We start from the raw sequence: 21957 nt of genomic DNA on the forward strand, positions 1-21957 counted from the left end.
AAATAGCGTGCCTGAATAGAATTACAATACCCAGGGTGATTATTAGTGTGTACATAATTTTTTACGCATCGCGCCCGGCGATTTTCGCGCAAAAAAAAGCGCGGGGTGGGCCCGCGCAAAAGGTATGACAGTGTTATTGTTTTGCAGCATTACTCAGGAACCACAGAGACACGTCATCCTCAAACGTCAAAACAGAGACGGTAGTGTCGTGGCATTACGCCTTCACGCACATGACGTGATACACACCATCAATAATTTCCGTTCCTTCGGTTTCATGCTCAAAGCCAGGGAAGTGATGATCCCAGGATTGCAGCGAGCGTAAATAGCTCACCTGCGGGCTGTTTTCATCACCAAAGTTTTCTCCTGACAGCAGCATCGGGATTCCTGGCGGGTAAGGAATGACGGCGTTCGCCGCAATACGACCCGGCAGGTTTTCAATGTCCACCATTTCAACGTTGTTGTTGACGATGGCGTCCCAGGCATCGCGCGGCGTTATCTCAGCAGCCGGCAGACCGGAGTAAGCGGCATTGAGGCGCGCGCCGGGATTATTTTCACGTAGCCAGCTAAACATGGTGTCACCGAGGTCGTGAATGCCCATGTTCGCGTAAGTGTCAGGATAGTTCTGTGCCAGTTCCGGCATTACCTGCGCCAGCGGCGTGTTGGCGTCATAATGATGTTTGAAAGAGCATAAGGTGTTGATCAGCGTCCCCCATTTGCCACGGGTGACCCCCATAGAGAACAGGAACATAATCTGGAAGTCGGTGGTTCGGGTCGGCACAATCCCATGGCGGCCAAGCCAGGCGGTCACCAGCGCGGCAGGCACCCCTGTCTCTTCCAGTTCGCCGTCATCGCCCATTCCTGGTGCCAGAATGCTGACTTTTATCGGGTCGAGCATGCTCCAGTTATCCGGCAGATCCTTAAAGCCGTGCCAGGATTCGCCGGGTCGCATTACCCAGCAGTCCTGCTCAGTGGCTAACAGTTGTCTCGGGGCATCAGCAAAGTCGTAGGTTTTTCCGGTTGTCGGGTCGGTAACGACCTCTTTGTTCCACGGTTTAAAGAACCACTCCCCGTCTGCGGCGAATTCGTTGTACAACCGCGCCATGGCCTGGCGGAAGTCGATCGCTTCTTCTATCACTTCCTGGGTCAGCGACAGGCCGCTGTTCCCATCCATCATGGAAACCGCCACATCGTTGGAGGCGCAAATCGCATACAGCGGCGAGGTGGTGGCGTGCATCATGTACGCCTGGTTAAAGCGGGAGAAGTTTATCGCGCCACGACCTTCACGTACGTGGATATAAGAGGCCTGAGAGAGCGCATTCAGCAGTTTGTGGGTGGAGTGCGTGGCGAAAACGGTCGGGCCGCTGTGATCGCCCGGTTGACCGCGCATGGCGTAGTGGTCGGCGTAAATCGGGTTAAAACGGGCATAACCGTACCAGGCTTCGTCGAAGTGCAGGCGGTCAGTGGTTTGCGCCAGCAGTTCCTGCGCCTCTTTGGCGTTGTAGCACACACCGTCATAGGTGCAGTTGGTTACCACGCTGTAGGACGGTTTTTGCCCCGCTTTGTCTTTGGTCAGCGGGCTTTCGCTGATTTTTTTCTGCAACGTTTCCGGCTGCATTTCTTGCGGATAGATCGGCCCGATAATGCCGTAACGGTTGCGACTCGGCACCATATAGACCGGTTTTGCGCCGGTCAGGATCAGCCCTTGTTCGATGGATTTGTGGCAGTTACGATCCAGCACGACCACATCCTTGTCGGTCATGCAGGCCTGCATGATGGTGCGGTTAGAACCGGAGGTTCCCACCACCACGGACCAGGAACGATCGGCGCCAAAGACGCGAGCTGCATTTTTCTCACTCTCGCCAAAGGCGCCAGTATGGTCGAGTAAGGAACCCAGTGTGGTTCGTTCGATCCCCATGTCGCTACGGAACAGATTTTCGCCATAGTAATCATGGTAAAAACGGCCTGCCGGCGTTTTGGTAAAACCGACGCCGCCCTGGTGGCCAGGCGCTGCCCAGGAGTATTCGTGGATGTCGCTGTAGTTCATCAGCGCGTTGAACAGCGGCGGCAGGAGTTGCTGCCGATAACGGGTCATTGCGGCGATGGCGCGCCCGGCAATAAAGTCTGCGGTGTCTTCCAGAATCCAGGCGAATTCATCGACAAGCTCCAGCAGGTCGCGGCCCAGCGATGCCGTCGCTTTTTCCCTGTCACCTAACAGGAAAACCGGGACGTTTTGCTGGCGTTCGTGAAGCTTGCCGATCAATTGCCTGACATTCTGGTGTTCATCCTGCTGTTCCATTTGGTAGCTGAACATCAGACAGTCAATGGCTTCATTGGCGGACAGGATGGCGTAACCGTCATCGAAAGACGTGGACTTAATGACGGTGACATTTTGCTGACTTAAGGCATCCGCCAGACGTTCGACGGCGCTGCCGACCCAGGTGTCCTGGTGCAGAAACTCACTTTCAACAATTAATACTCTCATCATCTCTTACCCGTTGTGGAGGTAATGCAATTTGCGGATTGCAGACACACCGTATGAATGTGACGCGGGCAAGTATTATCCTGAGAAAGCGAGGGTGTAAAGTGAGTGAAAAACGCGCAACTTTTATTTTTTTACTTTAATAAACAACGTATTAAATTGAGATGATAACGTTTTTGTTACGTGGTTTATCGACAGGTGAACTATTTTTTTGGCTGATAGTGATATTGCGCCAGGGCTGTGCGAACGTGTTATCCGGCCTCGGTGTACAGGCCGGATAAGCGCGATGTCATTCCGGGATCAGGTGTCCGGCAGCAGTGCGTATCGTTGTAGTTGGCGACAATGAAAACCGGCCAGCAGTATCACCGTGGTTAATGCGCCGAGCAGGGCGCAGAACATATCTGACTGGGTATCCCACGGATCGCCCTGGGTGCCGAGGAAATCATCTGCCCCCTGACCCATCGCCAGTGCCGCCCACCATTCGATAAATTCATAGGTCGCGCTGATAGCCAGCGCTACGCAGCACACCAGAAAGGCCAGCATCTTACGGCCACGGACAATTTGCCCGCGCAGCAAAATCTCGCGCGCCGTTAGCGCAGGGACTAACCCCTGGAAGAAATGGCCTAATTTGTCGTACGGATTGCGGTTGAGCCCCAGCCACTCCTGAACGTCGAACCCAATCGGGACTTTGGCATAGGTGTACATACCGCCGACCATCAAAATGATGGCGTGTAAGAAAATGAGCGTATAGAGCAGGGGCGTCAGCGGGTAGCGTTTCGCCGTTGCCAGCAGCAGCGGGACGACAATAATGACCGGCGTGACTTCCATTAACCAGGTGAGTTTCTCCCCGGCAGAGAGGCCGGTATAGAGGAGAATCAGCCCTAAAATGAGAGCGCCAGCTTGTAACATCAAGGGATTAAGCGTGCGGGTCATGATGATTTTGTGACTCAAAGGAAAAGGTCACTATTCACCGCTAAGAGGAAAAATTCAACGCCTGTATTTCACAGGAAAAAACGGCCCGATGGGAAACCGGGCCGGGACGGTTATTTCGCGCAGTTAGCGCACTGCTTGCTGACGATCTGCTGGAAGAAATCGTTGCCTTTGTCATCCACGAGGATGAAGGCCGGGAAATCTTCTACTTCGATTTTCCAGATTGCTTCCATACCCAGTTCCGGATATTCGACGCATTCCAGATGCTTGATGCTCTGTTGCGCCAGAACTGCCGCCGGGCCACCGATACTGCCCAGATAGAAGCCGCCGTGTTTGTGGCAGGCGTCGGTCACCTGCTGGCTACGGTTACCTTTCGCCAGCATGATCATGCTGCCGCCGTGCGATTGCAGCAGATCGACGTAGGAGTCCATACGGCCAGCGGTGGTTGGGCCGAGGGAACCCGACGGGTAGCCAGCCGGTGTTTTGGCCGGGCCTGCGTAGTAGATCGGGTGATCTTTAATGTACTGCGGCAGACCTTCTCCTGAGTCAATGCGCTCTTTCAGCTTCGCATGGGCAATGTCGCGCCCTACGATGATGGTGCCCGTCAGTGAAAGGCGAGTAGAGACCGGATACTGTGATAGCTGGGCAAGGATCTCTTTCATCGGGCGGTTGAGGTCAACGTTAACCACTTCACCTTCACCTGCCTGACGCAGGGATTCCGGAATATACTGGCCCGGATTCTGTTCCAGTTTTTCGATCCAGATACCGTCGCGGTTGATTTTGGCTTTGATGTTACGGTCTGCGGAACAGGAGACGCCCATCCCCACCGGACAGGATGCGCCATGACGCGGCAGACGGATCACGCGGATATCGTGCGCGAAATATTTACCGCCAAACTGGGCGCCGAGGCCGAGTTTTTGCGCCTCATTCAACAGTTCCTGCTCCAGTTGAATGTCGCGGAACGCCTGGCCGTGCGCATTGCCTTCGGTCGGCAGTTCGTCGTAGTAGTGCGTGCTGGCGAGTTTCACCGTTTTCAGGGTGCTTTCCGCAGAGGTGCCGCCAATGACAAACGCGATATGGTATGGCGGGCAGGCCGCAGTTCCCAGCGTACGCATTTTGTCGACGAGGTAGTTTTTCAGTTTACCCGGGGTCAGCAGGGCTTTGGTTTCCTGATACAGATACGTTTTGTTCGCGGAACCACCGCCTTTGGCGATGCAGAGAAATTTGTATTCGTCGCCGTCAACGGCGTAGAGGTCGATTTGCGCGGGCAGGTTGCTGCCGGTATTAACCTCTTTGTACATATCTAACGCGGCGTTTTGCGAATAGCGCAGGTTGTCTTCGATATAGGTGTTATACACGCCTTTTGACAGCGCGGCTTCGTCACCGCCGCCGGTCCAGACACGCTGGCCTTTTTTACCCATGATGATCGCGGTGCCGGTATCCTGGCAGGTAGGCAACACGCCTTTCGCCGCGATTTCAGAGTTTCTTAAGAATTGCAGCGCGACGTATTTATCGTTTTCGCTGGCTTCGGGGTCGTGAAGAATAGAGGCGACTTGCTGCTGGTGTGCTGGGCGGAGCATAAAGGAGGCGTCATGGAAGGCTTGCTGGGCCAGCAGCGTAAGGGCTTGCGGCTCGACCTTCAGAATCGACTCTCCTTCGAAGTCGCTAACGCTAACGTGCTCGGAGGTCAGCAGATAGTACTCTGTTTTGTCTTTCCCCATCGGGAAAGGCGCCTGGTAAGTGAATTCAATTTTTGACATTTGCTTCCAGCCTGTTCGTTTTTATCAGGAATGTAACATTCACTGTCTATTTCGAGGTGCGTGCCGCGCTTAACGGTGCGGCACGCGAGGTGTGGTTACAGGAACCCGTACATGGCAGCGAAGACCCAGCCAAATACGCAGGAGACGCTCACGCCGATCAAACCAGGTAAAATGAAGCTGTGGTTGATCACGAAGCGACCAATGCGGGTGGTGCCGGAACGGTCAAATTGAATGGCCGCCAGATCGCTCGGGTAGGTCGGCAGAATGTAATAGCCGTAGCACGCCGGAGCAGAAGCCACGATATATGCCGGATCGACGCCGATAGCCAGTGCCACCGGAACGATAGCCGCCAGCGCTGCTGCCTGAGAGTTTACAAACTTGGAAACCAGCAGCAGAACAATCGCATAGGCCCATGGATACTCTTTCACCATCTCACCCAGTACGCCCTGGATTTCATCCATATGCGCGCCGAACATGGTTTCCGCCATCCAGGCAATACCGTACACCGCCACAATGGCGATCATACCTGAACGGAACACTTCGTTTTTTGAGATGGAAGCAGGATTGGTTTTGGTCAGGATAATAATGAGTGCACCGGTCAGCAGCATAAACATCTGAATGACCAGCACCATGGACAGCGGTTTGCCGCCAAAGGACGGACGCAGATCAGAGAAGGCACCCAGTACAGCCACGATTGCGATAGAGGCCAGGAAGATCCACATCGCCAGCCAGTTGCTCTTCGGCAGTTTTTTGTCTAACAGCGTTGCGGTATCGCCGTACACGTAATGATGGTTTTCCGGAACGGAAATAAACTTCTGAAAATCTTCGTCTTTATCCAGATCTTTACCACGGAACCAGCTGAAGATACCGATAGCCAGTATACCCAACAGCGTTGAAGGGATAGTGATAGAGAGCAGGTCAAGGAATTCCAGATGCTTGCCTTCGAAGGTCACATTACCCAGCATCGCCACCAGTGATACCACCGCAACGGAAACCGGGCTGGCAATGATCCCCATCTGCGCACCGATGGAACTCGCGGCCATTGGACGTTCCGGGCGAATATTGTTCTTAATCGCAACGTCGTAAATGATAGGCAGAATGGTGTACACCACGTGGCCCGTACCGCAGAGAATAGTCAGCGTACAGGTTACAAAGGGAGCCAGGATGGAGACATATTTCGGGTTGCGGCGCAGTAATTTCTCCGCAATCTGCAACATGACGTCCAGACCGCCGGAAGCCTGCAAGGTCGCCGATGCCGCCACCACCGCGATGATAACCAGCATTACGTCGACCGGCGGTTTACCCGGCTGAAGATGGAAAACAAAAACCAGAATGACAAGACCGATACCGCCTAACAAACCCAGCGCGATACCGCCCTTTCTGGCGCCATAAAACAGACACACTAATATAATAAGAAGTTGTATACTAAATAACATTTATTTACCCTCGCGAAAAAACCAGTCAATTTTGTTAAATGGCTCACTGACAATTTTTGATTTCCTGTACACATATCAAAAATTGACAAATATTCGTTACCTCTGCATTTGCGATTAATGCAATGCCGGATCCTTTAGGAACTTATTAAAAATGTTTAAGTTATTATAGTTCTTTTCAGAGATGAGCACTCTCTGGCGATGGGGCGCAGGGCTTTTAATGACGAGCAGTGACTGGTGTTGTCGTTTTTGTATGTTATTCCAGTTATTCAATAACATATCATCCGCGTTATCTCTTCCGCTATTACGTAAATCACAGCTAAAAGAGAAAGGGATTTTATTTATGTGATCGCAATCACTCCGGGGTATGGAGTTATTATCCGGGAATGTAGAATCAGTCGTCTGCTCACAAAACGATACGGTATTCATAAGATGTAGCATGTTCTCCATTGCTACTTATTTTAAATTACCTGAAGTGTTTAGCTAATTCAGGTAAATCCTTTTTTAATAAAAATACACACTCTGTAAGTTAGATAATACTTAAATAACTTTTGTTAGCGCTTATGAAATTAAAAACAACATGGCGTTAATCAATTATAAGATATTGAATTAAAAGCTGTATTGCAGCCCGGTTTGATCTGGCACAAGCTTTGTATTGTGACAATTAAATCTGAGACCTGGTAATTTTTCATTATTGTAATAATTTTTACGATTATATAACGAATAATCCCAGGCCTGATTTTTATTTTTACTGGCAATATTGCTTAAGCAACGAGTAATGCTCAGCCTGAATTCGATAACGGTAAACCGGTCTGCCGGTGACACCATAATGAATGCTGGTAAACAAAATATGGCAGTTGACCAGCCAAATAAGGTACTTTCGGCAGGAAACACGAGATATATTAACCTCGTTTGCCAGTTCATCAGTGGAAAATTCCATTTCCTGGTGGGCGTCTATCCACTGGCACAGCGTGCGCAGGGTTTGCGGCGTCAGACCTTTCGGCAGGCGTCGGCTATCCTGCTCACTGGAGGCGCTGCCGTGAATGAGTTGGTCGAGTTCTGACTGTTCATAGTACTGATGCTTTTCCATTGCCGCTTTTCTTTGCCGCCAGCCTGTCAGCGCCTCTTCAAAGCGGGAAGCCTGAAACGGTTTGATCAGATAATCGACCACGCCGTAGTGGAGGGAGTCTTTGATGGTCGTGGCATCGGCTGCTGAGGAGATAACAATGACATCGCATTTGTAGCCCGCGCTGTGCAGGATCGGCAACAGATCCAATCCATTTTCCTTTTGCATATAAATATCAAGCAAAATCAGGTCAATAGGTTCTTCACCATCGAAGATGATCTCTTTTGCTTTCTCCAGCGTAGAGGCGGTTCCGCAACAATGAAAGCCAGGGATTTGCGCAACATAGCGACGATTTAGCTCCGCTACCATTGCGTCGTCATCGACAATTAAGACATTGATCATACGCGGTTCCTTTCCCCATCCCAGGGTAACTGTACATAAAATTGTGTAAAGATCCCAGGTTCTGACTCGACGGAAATGTGACCGCCAATACTTTCAACCTGTTGTTTTACTAAAGATAAACCGACACCACGTTCGGTTCCCTTTGACGAGACGCCTTTCTCAAAAATGTATGCTATCCGCTCGGGTTCGATGCCCGGGCCATCATCATTCACTTCGCAGTGTAGAAAACCATGCCGATAATGTAAGGATACGCTGATTTCGCCGCCGGGCGTTTGATCGAACGCCTCCAACGCGTTATCAATCAAATTACCCAAAACGGTAATCAACACAGTGACTTGATCTTCATTGCTGCATTCCGGCAACTGGCTTTCATTACTGATCACCAGACTGTGCCCTAAATCGGATGTGCGATTCATCTTACTGAGTAAAAAACCTGCGATGACGGGTGATTTTATTTTCCCCAGCAGTGAGCCGATCTCTTCCTGATAGTTATTCGCGGTCTTAAGAATATAATCTTCCAGCTGCTTATAACTCTTCAGATGCAATAATCCCAGAATCACATGCAATTTGTTCATAAATTCGTGGGATCGTTCACGGAGTGCATCCGCGTAGTTGACCATACCGTCCAGTCGTTGCATGAGCTGGCGAACTTCGGTTTTATCCCTGAAGGTTGAGATGGCGCCGATGATTTTTCCATTGCTGCGTACGGGGACGGTGTTGATTAACAGCAACCTGTCTTTGATGGTGATCTCTTCGTCGCGGCGCGGTTTACCGTCGCGAAGCACTTCGCTGAGATCCACGACCTGCGACCAGGCATGGCTGAGGGTGGAGAGCTGCGCATCGTCCTGGGATTTGCGGTAGGCGAGCAGTTCTTGCGCCGCATGGTTAATCAGCGTCACTTCGCCATTGCCGTCGACGGCGATCACCCCCTCTTTCATGGATTGCAGCATGGCCTGACGCTGTTCAAAAAGCGTGGAGATCTCGTAGGGCTCCAGGCCAAACAGAATGCGTTTTAGCACCCTGACCAGCACGTAAGCGCCTAACAGACCGACCAGTGCGCCAAACAGAATTGACCAGATGATGCTCCCGCGGCTGTTGTTGATTTGCTCGGTGACCCGACTGAGTTCGAGTCCAATGGCGACGACGCCGATCTGTTTATGGTTTTCGTCATAGATGGGCGTGAAGACCCGCAGCGCTTTCGCCAGAAAGCCGCGATTGATGGCAACGTTTTCTTTTCCCTGCAGGGCCAAAAGGATGTCGTCGCCTTTAAACGGTTTGCCGATGCGCTGTGCTTCGGGGTGCGAGTAGCGGATGCTCTGCATATTGGTGATTACGACAAACAACAAATCGTTGCGCTTACTGACGGCTTCGGCAATCGTCTGAAGACCGCTTTCTTCGGGTTTTTTCTCGAGGCCGTGGCGAATTTCCGGGGAGTCCGCTAACGTCCGCGCCACCGCCAGCGCTTTATTCGCCAGCGCGTCGCGGGTCATCTGACTGATTTGTGAGAAGTAAATCAGATGGACAACCAACAGCACGGAGAACAGCACGGCGCTGACCATCAGTATCACCGTCGTACCGAGTTTCATTGGCCGTTTACGCACAGCGAGGCGTTGCAGGGAGTGTCTCATCGCAGTCCTGGATTCACGAATCGTAAGGGTATTATCCCTGATGGGCTGCGTAATTCAAAGGCGCCAGGTTTTTTCTGGCACCGGAGTAACATAATTAACGGCCTGTAAAACCTCGGGATTTGCTGGCCGACCGCCTGAACCCGGAGGGCATATTAAGGGGTCAGGAAGACATGGGGCGTTGGGGCGCTGGGATGCGGGCCAACCTGAACGTCGGCACCGTACCAGCGAGATAGTGTCTCGCGTTGCAGAACGTCGATGGGTGTACCTTCAGAAACGATCCGGCCTTCATGTAGCAATAGAATGCGATCCGCCCACAGTGCGGCCAGATTGAGATCGTGCAACACCACGCAAACGTGAAGCAGCCCCTGCTGGGTGAGCGATTTAAGCAGCCGGAGCAAATGCTGCTGATGAAACAGATCCAGCGCAGAGGTCGGTTCATCAAGAAACAACCAGCCGCGTGGTGAGCCTTCGCGCCACAGTTGCGCCAGCGCGCGCGCTAGCTGTACGCGCTGTTGCTCGCCGCCGGACAGCGCGGCATAACGCCTTCCCGCCAGCGACAGGCATTCGGTCAACTGCATCACCTGATGAATCACCGACGGTTCAGGCTGTGGTGTCCAGGGCATACGCCCCATCCCAATCACGGTTTCGACTGGCCAGTCGAAACCCACCTGCGTTTGCTGGAGCATTACGGCGCGGTAGCGCGCAAGGGTTTGCGCTGACCATTGCGCCAGCGGTTTGTCCGCTAACAAACAGCAACCGCGCGCGGGAGGAATATAGCCTGTGAGCAGCCGTAGCAGCGTTGATTTTCCCGCGCCGTTGGGGCCAATAAGCGCCAGTAATTCCCCCTGCGCAAGGCTAAGAGACACGTCACGAATCACAGGTCTGTTGGCGACTGTGTAGCTTATCCCTTCGGCAATGAGGCGTTCAGTCATGCTGTCCTCCCCGGCGAAAAATAAGCCACAGGAACCAGGGCGCGCCCAACATGCTGGTCAGGAGTCCGACCGGCATTTCTGCCGGGGCAACCAGCGTGCGGGCGAGCGTATCGGCAACGAGTAACAAGAACGCACCGGCCAGCACAGATCCTGGGATCACCGCCCGGTGGTCCGCGCTTAACCACATGCGAATCACATGCGGAACGACCAGACCGATAAACCCAATGACCCCGCTGATGGCGACCGCCGCTGCGACCAGCAACGCGCTGCAAACCAGTAAAATACGCTGAACAGTGCGGACATCGACCCCCAGATAATGGGCCTCTTCTTCACCCAGTTGCAGGAGATTAAGCGTGGCCGCAAGACGCCAGATGATCACTACCGTGGGGAGCATCAGAGAGGTCACTGCCAGCAGTGTTGACCACTGCGCCTGACCGAGACTCCCCATTCCCCACAGCGAAAGCTGGCGGAGTTGCGCATCGTTACTGAGCCATGACAGAACGCCTACCGCCGCGCCGCACAAGGCGTTGATGGCGATGCCGACGAGCAGGAGCCGCGAAAGCGAGCCATGATGCTGTCGGCTGAGCAGAAAAATAACGATCGTCGCCACTAATGCTCCAACGAACGCCGCCAGCATCGGGGCGTAAAGCATCAACAGCGGAGATAAGGTGAACGGCAGCACCACCCACAGCGCAACGGCGAGAGCCGCGCCGCTGCTGATCCCAAGCAGGCCGGGGTCGGCAAGAGGATTGCGGAAAAGCCCCTGCATGACGCAGCCTGCCAGCGCCAGCGAACCGCCGATAACCAGCGCGAGCAGCACTCTGGGCAAACGGATGGTCAACCAAATCTGGCGTAAGGCATCATCGCCTTCACGCCAGAGCAGGTTCACCGGCAGGCGCAGCGCGCCGAAGCCGCTCGCCAGAACCGTCGCCAGCGCCAGTATCAGCGCCAGCGTATACAGGGAGAACGTGATATGCCGTGGCATCAGGGCAATGACTCCGCTTTGCTGCGTAGTTGCTGGATAGCCTGCGGAGTACGCACGCTAAAGCCGAGCAGCGCCATATCATCGACAGCCAGCACCTGCTTATGGCGACCCGCAGGCGTTTGCGCCAGTCCGGGCAGTTTCCACAAGTTTTCTTCACCACCCAGGGCCGCCAGACCTTCCTGGGGTATCACCACAAGGTCAGGCTGACTGGCGATAACCCCTTCCTGAGAAAGCGGCTGGTAGCGAGAGAATCCCTGCATGGCGTTCTGTAATCCCGCCGCGCGAATGGCGGCGTCAGCCCCCGTTTGCTGTCCGGCCGCCATCGCACTCATCCCGCCGTGATTCAGAATAAACAGCACGCGTTTATTGAGCGGTGTCGTTGGCAGGGCAGTGATTTCCTGATGCAACGTTTTTCGCAGAGCCTCGCCTTGCGCAACCCGGTGGGTGGCTTTCGCGATGATCTGGACTTTCTCATCAATGACGCTGAGATCGTTGCGACCTGGTAGGGTAATCACCTGAACCTTGCTTTGCTCAAGCTGTTTGAGCACCAGCGAAGGCTGCGCCTGGCTGCTGGCCAGCACAAGCGTGGGGCGCATAGCGAGCAGTCCCTCGGCATTAAGCTGGCGCAGATAACCCACATTCGGCAGGGCAGTGGCCTCCGGAGGCCACTGGCTGGTGCTGTCGCGGGCGACAAGCGAGGACTGCGCCCCGAGCGCATAGACGATCTCGGTCACATCCCCTCCGAGGGCGACGATCTTATCTGCCGTGGCAGCAAACGCGCTCAGCGGCAGTGCGACAATCAGGGCGAGCCATTTTTTCATGCCGCCAGTCCTTTAGGCGCAAGGGCATCGATCTGCTTGCGCCATTGCGATTGCTCCGGCTCGCCTTCACTCCGTTGACCGTAGAGTTGGGCAATTTGCGTGCCGTCGTGCGCAAAAAGCTCAAGGCTGGTGACGTGGCCATCAGCGGTCGGTTTTCGCGTTACCCAGGTTTCGGCAATCTTCTCTTCCAGCAGATGCAGCGTAAAGGTCGGATTAAATATGTTCAGCCAGCCCTTCATCGGCACCACTTTTTCAACGGCGCCAGTGAAGATTTGCACGCATCCTTTGTTGCCGACGAAGACCATGATTTCGTTGCCGTCCTGGCGAGCAGCGTTCAGGATTTCAGCCAGCGCGCTGTTCGGCACCTTACAGGCCAGATCGTCAGCAACCTGTTCAAACGCCTGCTGACGGGTCAGGTTATGGCGTTTTAGCAGGGTGAAGAACTGGTGAACGTCGGTCATCGCGCGCCACTCTTTTTCAATAGCGCCAGCCTCAGTCTGTAGCGCGCTGGTGGGGGCGTCGGTCGCTTTCAACGCCAGCGGCGGGTTCTCTTCGGTGATAAAACGCTGCAGAACGTCATTCCAGGCCGGGATTTCCGTGTTGTCGGTCGCGTACACTTTCAGTACGGCATCCCCCTGATAGTCAAAGAATTGAATGCTTTGACGCTCGCCACGGGCGCTTGTTTCCTTGACATGGAACACCCAGGCCCACTGATTCAGAAACAGGCGCAGATCGAGCGCGCGCGGGTTAAGCACCAGTCCGGCGTGGCCGCTCAGATGCTGGTTGGTGAAGGTGCCAACCTGTTCATGCACTGCGTACTCGTTGCGGCAAATACTTTTTGTTTCGCCAACGGCTTCCAGCGCGGCGAGGAGTTCGCGGATGTCGCCGTGCAGTCTTCGGGCGTCATGGCCGACGCGGGCAAACGTCAGTTCGGCTTCGCTGATATTCATCAGACCCGCGATATCACGTGCGTATTTCCCCGGGTTCTGTTCTTTTAGCTCAAGCCAGCGAGTGTAGTGATTCATTGTCTCTTCCTTCCAGATAATAGCCCCGGCGAACCGGGGTGCGATGATTACCATTGATAGCTCACGAAAATCTTGCCGTTACGACCGTCCTGCGGAATACCCTGCGGCGACCAGTACTCTTTATCGAAGGCGTTGCCCAGCACCAGCGTGGTGGTCATGCCTTTCAGCGCTTGTTGTCCCTGGTAGCTGACGTAAAAATCGTTCACGGCATAACCCGGCTGTTTACTGTATTCGTTGCTGATATGCGTTGAGCGATCGGCAAAGGTGCCGACCCAGCCGACGGAGAAACCGCTTTGCGCCACCGGTACGTTGAGTTTGCTGGTGACGGTGTCCGGGTTAATGCTGGAGATATATTCGCCGGTGTCCGTATCTTTGCCACGCGTGCGGTTGTACGCGACATCAAGGCTGAACAGGTCAGTCGCGTATTTTGTCATCACATCCCAGCCCCAGATTTTGGCGTTCGGAACGTTATAAGACATGGTGGTGGCTGCGGCGAAGTCGACGGATGTGGAGATATAATCCTTCGCGTTGGTATCAAAGTAGCTGGCCTTAAACTCCAGAGCATCGTTGGACAACATTAGGTCGTTAAAGCGCAGCCCAAAACCATATTCCTGCGTTTCGTTCGTTTCCGGGCGCAGATTCGGATTCGGTATCCAGTAGTTAGTGTAGAAGTTGCCGATAGAGAAGTGTTTGGAGTCGTTATACATTTCGCCCATTGTCGGCGCGCGAAATGCCTGAGCGTAAGAACCAAACAGCATCAGCCAGTCGGTGGGGCTGACGGTCATCCCGGCACGCGATGACCATTTGTCTGCATCGACATCATCATAACCGTTGCTGCTACCACGGTAGTTGTCATAACGCGTGCCGCCTAACAGGGTAACGGGCAGGTCGCGCAGGGTGATTTCATCCTGTAACCAGCCAGAGCTGAAGTCGATTTTCGCTTCCGGGAATCCGGTCGTGGCACCGCCGGGATGTTGTTCCTGACGATAATATTCCCCGCCATATGTCAGCAGGTGAGAGGCAAAAGAGTCGCTGAAAACACGGCTGCGGTTTTCGACTTTGCCGCCTTTGGTCGTCTGTTTGCGGAATTCACCCGTGCTGTCGATATTCTGCGTGTTAATGCGGGCTTCAGACCAGTACGCGCTGACATCGGCATTCAGCCAGTCATTGCCTTGCGGGGCGAGTTTATAAGACATCTGCATATCACGCTGGATCGTCGAACGGTCCACCATCGGATTACTGCCGCTTGAGGCTTCAATGGTCTGCGGGTTTTTTGGTTCCTGCGCAGCATTATTGTAATAGCGCAGTGAGCCGCTCAGCGACTGCGCCTCGTTAATCTGCCAGGCGCCTTTTGCCAGCATATTATTGATGGACTCATCGTTGGGCGCGGTAGAACCATCACCCTGACGCAAATCACCGCGATCGCGGCTGGACCATGCCACCAGACCGTCCAGATTATCGGTGCGGCCAAAGGCGCTGGCGCCCATTCCCAGACTGTGATCGCCGGTGCCGCCTGTGCCAAAGACGCGGAATCCGCTGTTTTGCCCTTCCTGGAGTAGATCTTTGGCATCGGCCGTCTCATAGGCGATGACGCCACCCAGCGCGCCGCTGCCGTACAGCAGTGCTGAAGGCCCGCGCACGACTTCAATACGTTTAATCAAGGCAGGGTCGAGGAACGTGCTGTTGAGATGCCCGGTGTCGGTTCCCTGACGTACACCGTCAACCAGAATCAACACACCGCGGCGGTCATAGCCACGCAGGTTAACATCCTGACCATTCGTGCGCCCCGTCCCGTTCAGGGTGATGCCGGGAACACTGCGTAGCAGGTCGGCGGCCGAGCTGGCGGTCTGGTTTTCGGGATCGGACGTATCGATAACGCTGACCATCATCGGCGCCTCGAAAGCGCTGCGTGCATTACCGGTCGCGGTGACGGTCATATCGTCTGTGGTTGCGTAAGCCGCCCCAGGCAAGGCGCTGGCGATGATGATTGCCAGTAGCGATGGGCGCAAAGAGGCAGATTGCAGGCGTAACATAACAACTCTCCATGAGGAAATTGAAAAGTGCTGGCTGCCTGGGATGACCTGGGTGGCTGGCGAAATAGAATGTTTTATTTAGTCAGGATCAGTTTTCCGGATTGCGTCTGGCGCAGCAGGTAATGTTGACCTTTATGTTCAATCAGCACCCATCCCTCTTCGCCAAGCAGCATCTTGCTGTCTATCTGGCGCTTCGCGCGAGAAGGGGAGAGCGGCGTAGTGTCTTTAATGTGTTGTGCTGCCGTAGTGTTAAGCATACCAGGCACGTCCGTTATGAAAATGATAACAAGAATGATTATCATAAAGATCAAGTTTTGCATCAAGAGTTATTTCGCAAAATTGTGTCTGGATCAATTTTGCCAGAGGAGGAGCGTCGGACTCCCTGAAGTAGGGCCGGTGTGGGGGGACGGTGCCGTATTGTCAAAAGCCCCCTTTTCATAGGGAGATGACGTTTTCTCTCGTTTGAGTGCACTGGGGTGCTGTTGGTGTTCTGTTTCTGGTTCAGGGAACGGGAACTGAGTGATGAAGTCGATGGCTCTATGACAATTTTGGAATAATAGTATTCGCTGTTTTGCATCTTTTAATTGTTTATCTTTTTTGTGGTTTTGGTACTCTCTTAAACATTCATCAGGACAACTCCTGAGTTGAATTTGTATTAATTTTCCAAGTCAGTATTTAATAACGCGCTAACTATTTTAATTTACAAAATAGTTTAATTAACCTGTGGTGTTGGAGTTATTCATTATTATCGATGTTGACTCCGCAATAAATCGCCACGTTACTTAACTATATCTGGTTGTATATAGTTTTGTTTTATAACTTCATAGCGCTAATGATTGTTTGTTCAATCATTTAAAATACTTATATTTTATGTTGTTATATGAGAGGCTAATTGAGTGAACATTGAGAATAATGATATGCTTGAAAAACATGACTTTGAGTATCTGAAAAATATTGACTTTAATTCTGCACTCTACTTTTCTGCGGTTATGAGCTATAAGACGATATTTAATGCCAGTGTGGTGTTGAACTGTTCAGCGCCCACAGTGAGTATAATGCTCAAACGCTTTTGTTCCTACTTTCCCGTACCGCTTTTTGAAAGAGAAGGGCGTTGTTTGCGTCCAACCAAATACGCGGTAGAACTGGATAAAATGATCGGGGAAACCTTTTTGAAATTTGCTCTGGCGGTGAATGACGACTCCCGCAAAGCAAAGGCGTTTGCATGAGTATGACAGTGTACTCTTCACTCATCACAGCAGACCTGTGTCTAATGACATTACGACCTGCTGCTGTTACGGCTTATTTTCCTGAGCCATTAGCTCAATAATATAATCTAACGATGATTGTACACGGAACGGCAGGTTCTTCCGGCTTCTATAAATGACATAGCAATCAATATAAATGCCCCATTCTGGAGGCAGGACGGCCTGTATTCCGCTGGTATCTTTCAGAAGTAAATCGGACGTGACCATGTACCCCATCCCATTCCGACAGCAATTGATGGCGGTGTAAACATTGTCGAACTTTAGTTTTCCTGTAACAGCGACCGATTTTACTTCTGCAGTCTCTGCATTCGCAAACTCAAAAATATTTTCATAACTGTTATTCGCCATTGAACTTAACAAAATAAAAGGATGCCGGGATAACTCTTCTGGTGTAGTAAAGGGATGGCGTTCACGGAATTCTGGGCTTGCAAACACATCCATCCGTATGCGTTTTACTTTTCTGGCGATCAGATTCTGATTATGCGGTGGCGAATACGAAATCAGCATATCGCAGGAATTATTAAAACTTACGCCTTTAAAGTAGTCGGCTTTATAGTGATTGGATGTTGTTATTGTTACGTTCAAATCAGGGAATCGTTGAAACAAGGGCGGCAGAATATTTTCTGCAAGATAAGCCTGCATACCTGAAGGGGAAAAGATGTTTACTTCGCCTGTAGGGGCTTTCTTGTAATGCTCAACCAGTTCAAAGAGCTCATCATTTTCAATAATGTGCTTTCTAATGCGAGGCAATAGCGTTTCGCCGAAGGCGGTTAGCCTGACAGGGCGACTCTCCCGATCAATTATTTTAATGCCTAACGTTTCTTCCACTGCCGCAATGCTTTTACTGATGCTGGCCTGGGTCAGACCCGCATTTTTCGCAGACAGACTGAAACTTTTCGTTTCAACAAGATCCAGCAGTATTTTTAAATCTCTGATTTTTAGTTGTTTCATTATGTCTGTTCTGTAAACATTGTGCCTTGTTTCCAGTGTAGATGATCTACGACCTGAAATAATTACCCAACATCAACAAGGCACAATGAACTGCTTAATGGTCCAGATAGAGGTAATGCATCCAACTGGTCATACGCAGTAATACTTTACGCATAATGGCCACATGAGAAAAATGATCTGAATAGACGGCAACTTGCGCGTATATGCCATCCGGTAAGGCATCAATACTCTCATCTGGGTTCAGATCAATGAGGGCGAGAACACCTTCAGTACCCGGCGTGGCTGTCAATGATTGCAATGTCCCTTGGGCCTGATACGAACCGCCTGGAATCGCCGGAAGCACGCCTGCCAGTTTTCCTGTGAATACCTGGCCTGGTAAAGAGTTGAACACGATCTCGGCTTCATCACCGGCTTTTAAACGCAACAATGAGTTCTGGCGGAATTGCGCCACGATCTGCCGTTTTTGTTTGGGAATAAATACCATTACCGGACGCAGCGGTAATGCCGCAGCAAAAGTACCTGGGCGGATCAACACTTGAGTAGCGTAGCCATCGCTCGGCGCACGGACAACGGTCTGCTCTAAATCAAACTTCGCTTCAGCAAGCTGGGCGCGCAGGCTGGCAACTTGCGATTGTTCGCCGTTGAGAAGGCTATCAAGCTGGCTTTTGATTTGCGCTTGCTCAGCAACGGATGACTTTACTGCCGCATCCTGAGCGAGGTAGCTTTGCCGGGCATGATCAATATCGCTTTCTGAAAACGGATTCACCTTCGCCTTACTGCCTTGCAAATAGCGTTGGTAATCTTTGTACAAGCGATCGCGTTGCGCAGCTGCTGTCGCGGTATTCGCGACGGCTTCATCCATCTGCGCCTGTAGCGAATCAGCATTATGGATTGCGGTGACAATATCGGCTTCCAGTCTCGCAACGCGGGCCTGGAAGCGTGTCGGATCCAGTTCAAAAAGAACTTCGCCTTTTTTGATCAGTTCGTTTGGCTTATCCGTGACCTTACGAACAATCCCCGTCACCTGTGGCGTAATCGGAACGGATATCACCGCTTTTTGCGCCTTAAAGGTATAAGGGTGGTTATAGTTCATTAATAGAATCAGGGCACCAACCAGAAAGATTCCACCCAGAGCTGCTGTTGGGATACTCCATTTATTGACAGGAATCTTGAATATTTTAAAGACCAGCCAGGCCAGAGCCACGTAAGTCAGAATAATTAATAAATCCACAATTAATTGCCTTGAGTGTTATCAGAGTCAGCGTGTTGTTGTTGCTTTTTCACCAGCCGTTCAAGCTCAGCAATACGCAATTGCAGGTTTTCATACTGCGGTTGCTGTGCAGTCTGCATTCCCCATCCACGGTCGGGGCGATACAACGTGGCCCAAATCCAAAGGAACGGCCACAAGACATGTAACGTGAACAGGCTTACCCATCCGGCAACATGTATGGCATCGGCATGCGGGTGGTTACGTTTTTTGGCAATTTCGTAAGGAATGTCATGAATGATGATGACACCGTAAAAAATTATCAGGAACACCAGGATTAAAACGCCAAGTGCAAAATAATTAAGGAACATACTATTCCTCCTCCCTCCGTCGGGTTGGTAAAACTAAGCTCGACCCATCTTCTTTCGCTGACGTATCACCCCTAAGTTATGGTTTAGGGGGAATAGTACTAAGGGGGACAGCGTGGTTATGTCTCACGGGATGATAAATCCCGAGATATTGTTTTGAGTCAGTACGGTTTTCGTGAATATTCTGTTAATTTTACTTGTTTAGATAATGTCTTGCTTAATGGTAATGAAAGCAGGATACCTTATTCAATATGTCTCGCTAGAGTTAATCGTTTAGAATTACGGAACGATTTAACTATATGGAATATAATAATTATAATTGAATTGCATGGTGAGTTTTTAAACGCTATTTTGTAAATATTTCATAAGGCGCTTCAAGTAAGAGAAAGGATTCTTTTTTCTGAGTTGATGATGTTTATGAAATGTGAGTAAATGTGCCTGAAAGAGAAATAAACAATTACTATTCTTAACACATCATTTGACCGCCGCCCGTGCGGTCTTTTTTTATGCATTATTTTTGAGGTATTTCTCTGCGCAAGGAGCAGGGGAACCATGAATTATTGCGGAGAATATTGGAACGGATGGGGCCAGAGTACAAGCGTATCGTACTGGAAAAATAGTCAATGATGCTGTTTAGTTTTCAGTTATAAAATCTTCTGCTTTAACGCCTGACTTTCTGAGTTCGCCTGGGGTTATTTTATATTTTTTGCGGAATGCCCGACAGAATGATTGCTGTGAACTGTATCCTGCATTTAAGGCAATATTTAGAATAGTATTCTGTGAATTCATTAATTCAAGTGCAGAATGATTAAGGTAGATATCCTTTATAAAGCGTCCAAGCGATATTCCCGTGTGTGCTTTAAAAAAAGATTGCAGGTAAAACTTTGAAAACCCAGAGATAGTAACAAGATCATCAATCTGTAACTTGTCTTCTGGTCTTTCATTAATCAATGCGATCAGTTGGTTGGACACTTCTTTTGTAAATGAATTGTTTTTTGAACATGCCATCTATTCTCTGTTCCTACTGACTGTACACTGTCGATGTATTCAATAATCATATAATGCGATATCAATAACAACGTTTATTTTCCGAAAAGCTAGATTGGCACAGCCTTTTTTTTGTGATGGATTTCGCATATTTTCATCATTCCTGTTTTGATGAAATGTTAAGTGTTTAAATATCTTAAACTATTCAATATTTTTGTGTGGCTGGGTTATTCTTAATATTATTTTAAGTAAAGTGTTCAGGGTTATATAAGGCGAAATGTGCAATGAAAGAGATTCTGCGTTATGTACTGACGTCTTTTTTGCTTTTTATCAGAATTTTTTCTTCTCAATGAGGCAGGATTTTATATTAACGATAATTAATGTGGTTGTCGTTTATTCTGTTTTCATCCCCAAGAGTTGCATAGTCGTTATATCCATTTCAGATGTGGCGATTTTATTATTGTTGACAGTATTACGGTAATTGTTCATATAGTTATGATGTCTGGCGTGTGGTGAGTGATGTAGGTCTTTTGGGGTACATGTAATGTAAATGACTTTCCACTTATGACAGAGAACAGACATACATATTTTGAGTGACCATCTGATTCTTCAAAATAAACACAAGTGCTTAAGTGTGATAGCCAGTGATGACGAGGGATATATGAAAAAGATAATTGCTGGAGCGCTAGTCGCTGCTTTTTCTTTCAGTGCGCAGGCTGCGGAAATGATGCTGCAAAAAGACTTCGAGAAAGTCGCCGATCAGTATGTCAACGTCGGTGAGATCGCCACATCAGGTACGACCAGTACGGCTGAGGCGAAAGCTGAGCTTTCTAAAAAAGCAGATGAAAAAGGGGGAGACATTTTCGTGATGACCTCGGGCAACACCAATAACAAGATCCACGGAACGGCCAACGTTTATCGGAAAAGGTGAGCCTGACTGCCCCATACCAGAGGGAAAACCGCATCCGGCGATGTCCGGCAGCGACAGGAACAGAATAAATGGGAGGGAGAGGCCGGAAACCGACCTGATCCTATACCTATGAATGCAAAGAACCCGCCCTGTAGGCGGGTTCTTTGCATTTAGAGTGCACCAGGCTCTTCTATATATAGATGTGTTGGATCAAGAGACCCACCCTGGGGCGACAAGCGCAAATCGATATCCGTCTCTCACCACACCTCTTGTCACCCTTTGCCACTCACTGCGACCTTCCTGCCGCGTCGGCAAAATCAGGGGACGATTGGTGATGGGAATAGATCATTGACCATTTGCACCAAAAGCAAGAACCGGCCTATTAAGGGGGCTCAATAGAGCCGTCGTGTTGGAGATGCGCTAACGCTGCTGTCGTTGAACAGCTGATTGTTCCCAAAGGGGCTACGGTGATGAACATCTATATAGATGTAGGGATGCAGGAAAGGCAGAGTGTGTGTCAGGTATAGATAAATGACATGTCCCCGCGGCATAGATACACGACTCTGTAAGTCGTTGTGGCTGGAAATATCGGCATCATTGTGGATAACTCTGTGTGTAAATGGGTATAAGGCGGCATTTTGCTGTGGAATGCAGCAGTCAGTCATTTTTCTGTCATTTAAGGGTTGCGGGCGCCAGAGAACTCCCTATAATGCGCCTCCATCGACACGGCGGATGTGAATCACTTCACACAAACAGCCGGTTCGGTTGAAGAGAA

18 protein-coding genes are annotated in these 21957 nt (G+C 50.7%); 2 read left to right on the top strand and 16 right to left on the bottom strand.

Going from position 1 to position 21957, the window contains the following annotated elements; genetic code table 11:
* Positions 1-214: 214 nt before the first annotated feature.
* From adiA to hemP, 12 genes are all read right to left on the bottom strand, one after another.
* A complete protein-coding gene (adiA, locus tag AC07UY_RS15945; RefSeq protein WP_494660444.1) occupies positions 215-2482 on the bottom strand; it encodes an arginine decarboxylase in 2268 nt (755 codons plus the stop codon).
* Positions 2483-2779: 297 nt separating this feature from the next.
* A complete protein-coding gene (locus AC07UY_RS15950) occupies positions 2780-3412 on the bottom strand; it encodes a DUF2238 domain-containing protein (protein WP_494660428.1) in 633 nt (210 codons plus the stop codon).
* A gap of 110 nt (positions 3413-3522) precedes the next feature.
* Positions 3523-5169, bottom strand: coding sequence for a class I fumarate hydratase FumA (gene fumA, locus AC07UY_RS15955; protein ID WP_494701535.1), 1647 nt, complete (start codon positions 5167-5169; stop codon positions 3523-3525).
* Between the two features lie 95 nt (positions 5170-5264).
* A complete protein-coding gene (gene dcuB, locus AC07UY_RS15960) occupies positions 5265-6605 on the bottom strand; it encodes an anaerobic C4-dicarboxylate transporter DcuB (RefSeq protein ID WP_203359228.1) in 1341 nt (446 codons plus the stop codon).
* Positions 6606-7350: 745 nt separating this feature from the next.
* Positions 7351-8070 carry a two-component system response regulator DcuR gene (gene dcuR, locus AC07UY_RS15965; protein WP_494660430.1) on the bottom strand — a complete coding sequence of 240 codons (720 nt, stop codon included), beginning with the start codon at positions 8068-8070 and terminating at the stop codon, positions 7351-7353.
* On the bottom strand, positions 8067-9698 hold the full coding sequence (locus AC07UY_RS15970; protein ID WP_494701536.1) for a sensor histidine kinase: 1632 nt from the start codon (positions 9696-9698) through the stop codon (positions 8067-8069). Before AC07UY_RS15970 ends, dcuR begins: the two co-directional genes overlap by 4 nt.
* Before the next feature lie 152 nt (positions 9699-9850).
* Entirely contained in the window at positions 9851-10630 is a 780-nt protein-coding gene (locus AC07UY_RS15975; RefSeq protein WP_494660432.1) for a heme ABC transporter ATP-binding protein, read from the bottom strand.
* Entirely contained in the window at positions 10623-11615 is a 993-nt protein-coding gene (locus AC07UY_RS15980) for a FecCD family ABC transporter permease (RefSeq protein WP_276293090.1), read from the bottom strand. The genes AC07UY_RS15975 and AC07UY_RS15980 overlap by 8 nt, the downstream gene beginning before the upstream one ends.
* Positions 11615-12436, bottom strand: coding sequence for a heme/hemin ABC transporter substrate-binding protein (locus AC07UY_RS15985; protein ID WP_494701537.1), 822 nt, complete (start codon positions 12434-12436; stop codon positions 11615-11617). Before AC07UY_RS15985 ends, AC07UY_RS15980 begins: the two co-directional genes overlap by 1 nt.
* The gene (chuS, locus tag AC07UY_RS15990) at positions 12433-13461 is read right to left on the bottom strand and encodes a hematinate-forming heme oxygenase ChuS (protein ID WP_494660434.1); all 1029 of its coding nucleotides are present in this window, start codon (positions 13459-13461) and stop codon (positions 12433-12435) included. The genes AC07UY_RS15985 and chuS overlap by 4 nt, the downstream gene beginning before the upstream one ends.
* A 47-nt stretch (positions 13462-13508) precedes the next feature.
* Entirely contained in the window at positions 13509-15494 is a 1986-nt protein-coding gene (locus tag AC07UY_RS15995; protein ID WP_494701538.1) for a TonB-dependent hemoglobin/transferrin/lactoferrin family receptor, read from the bottom strand.
* A gap of 74 nt (positions 15495-15568) precedes the next feature.
* The gene (hemP, locus tag AC07UY_RS16000) at positions 15569-15751 is read right to left on the bottom strand and encodes a hemin uptake protein HemP (protein ID WP_238929175.1); all 183 of its coding nucleotides are present in this window, start codon (positions 15749-15751) and stop codon (positions 15569-15571) included.
* Positions 15752-16411: 660 nt separating this feature from the next.
* On the opposite strand from hemP, the gene AC07UY_RS16005 reads away from it, so the two are divergent.
* On the top strand, positions 16412-16720 hold the full coding sequence (locus AC07UY_RS16005; RefSeq protein WP_203359219.1) for a LysR family transcriptional regulator: 309 nt from the start codon (positions 16412-16414) through the stop codon (positions 16718-16720).
* A 66-nt stretch (positions 16721-16786) separates the two neighbouring features.
* Here AC07UY_RS16005 and AC07UY_RS16010 read toward each other — a convergent pair whose 3' ends face one another.
* The 4 genes from AC07UY_RS16010 to AC07UY_RS16025 all read right to left on the bottom strand — a co-directional run bounded on the left by AC07UY_RS16010 (position 16787) and on the right by AC07UY_RS16025 (position 20293).
* On the bottom strand, positions 16787-17710 hold the full coding sequence (locus AC07UY_RS16010; protein ID WP_494701539.1) for a LysR family transcriptional regulator: 924 nt from the start codon (positions 17708-17710) through the stop codon (positions 16787-16789).
* Positions 17711-17804: 94 nt separating this feature from the next.
* Positions 17805-18941 carry an HlyD family secretion protein gene (locus tag AC07UY_RS16015; protein WP_203359217.1) on the bottom strand — a complete coding sequence of 379 codons (1137 nt, stop codon included), beginning with the start codon at positions 18939-18941 and terminating at the stop codon, positions 17805-17807.
* 2 nt (positions 18942-18943) lie between these two features.
* Positions 18944-19288 (bottom strand): DUF3302 domain-containing protein, encoded by a 345-nt coding sequence (locus AC07UY_RS16020; RefSeq protein ID WP_203359216.1) that lies wholly within the window; start codon positions 19286-19288, stop codon positions 18944-18946.
* A gap of 630 nt (positions 19289-19918) precedes the next feature.
* Positions 19919-20293: a helix-turn-helix transcriptional regulator gene (locus tag AC07UY_RS16025; RefSeq protein ID WP_203359215.1), complete on the bottom strand. Its 375-nt coding sequence runs from the start codon at positions 20291-20293 to the stop codon at positions 19919-19921.
* Positions 20294-20933: 640 nt separating this feature from the next.
* Here AC07UY_RS16025 and yahO point away from each other — a divergent pair.
* Complete coding sequence (gene yahO, locus AC07UY_RS16030; RefSeq protein ID WP_192613689.1) at positions 20934-21203, top strand: DUF1471 family periplasmic protein YahO; 270 nt, start codon at positions 20934-20936, stop codon at positions 21201-21203.
* Positions 21204-21957 lie beyond the last annotated feature (754 nt).

This window comes from Citrobacter sp. GW821-FHT02E08, from assembly GCF_059421685.1.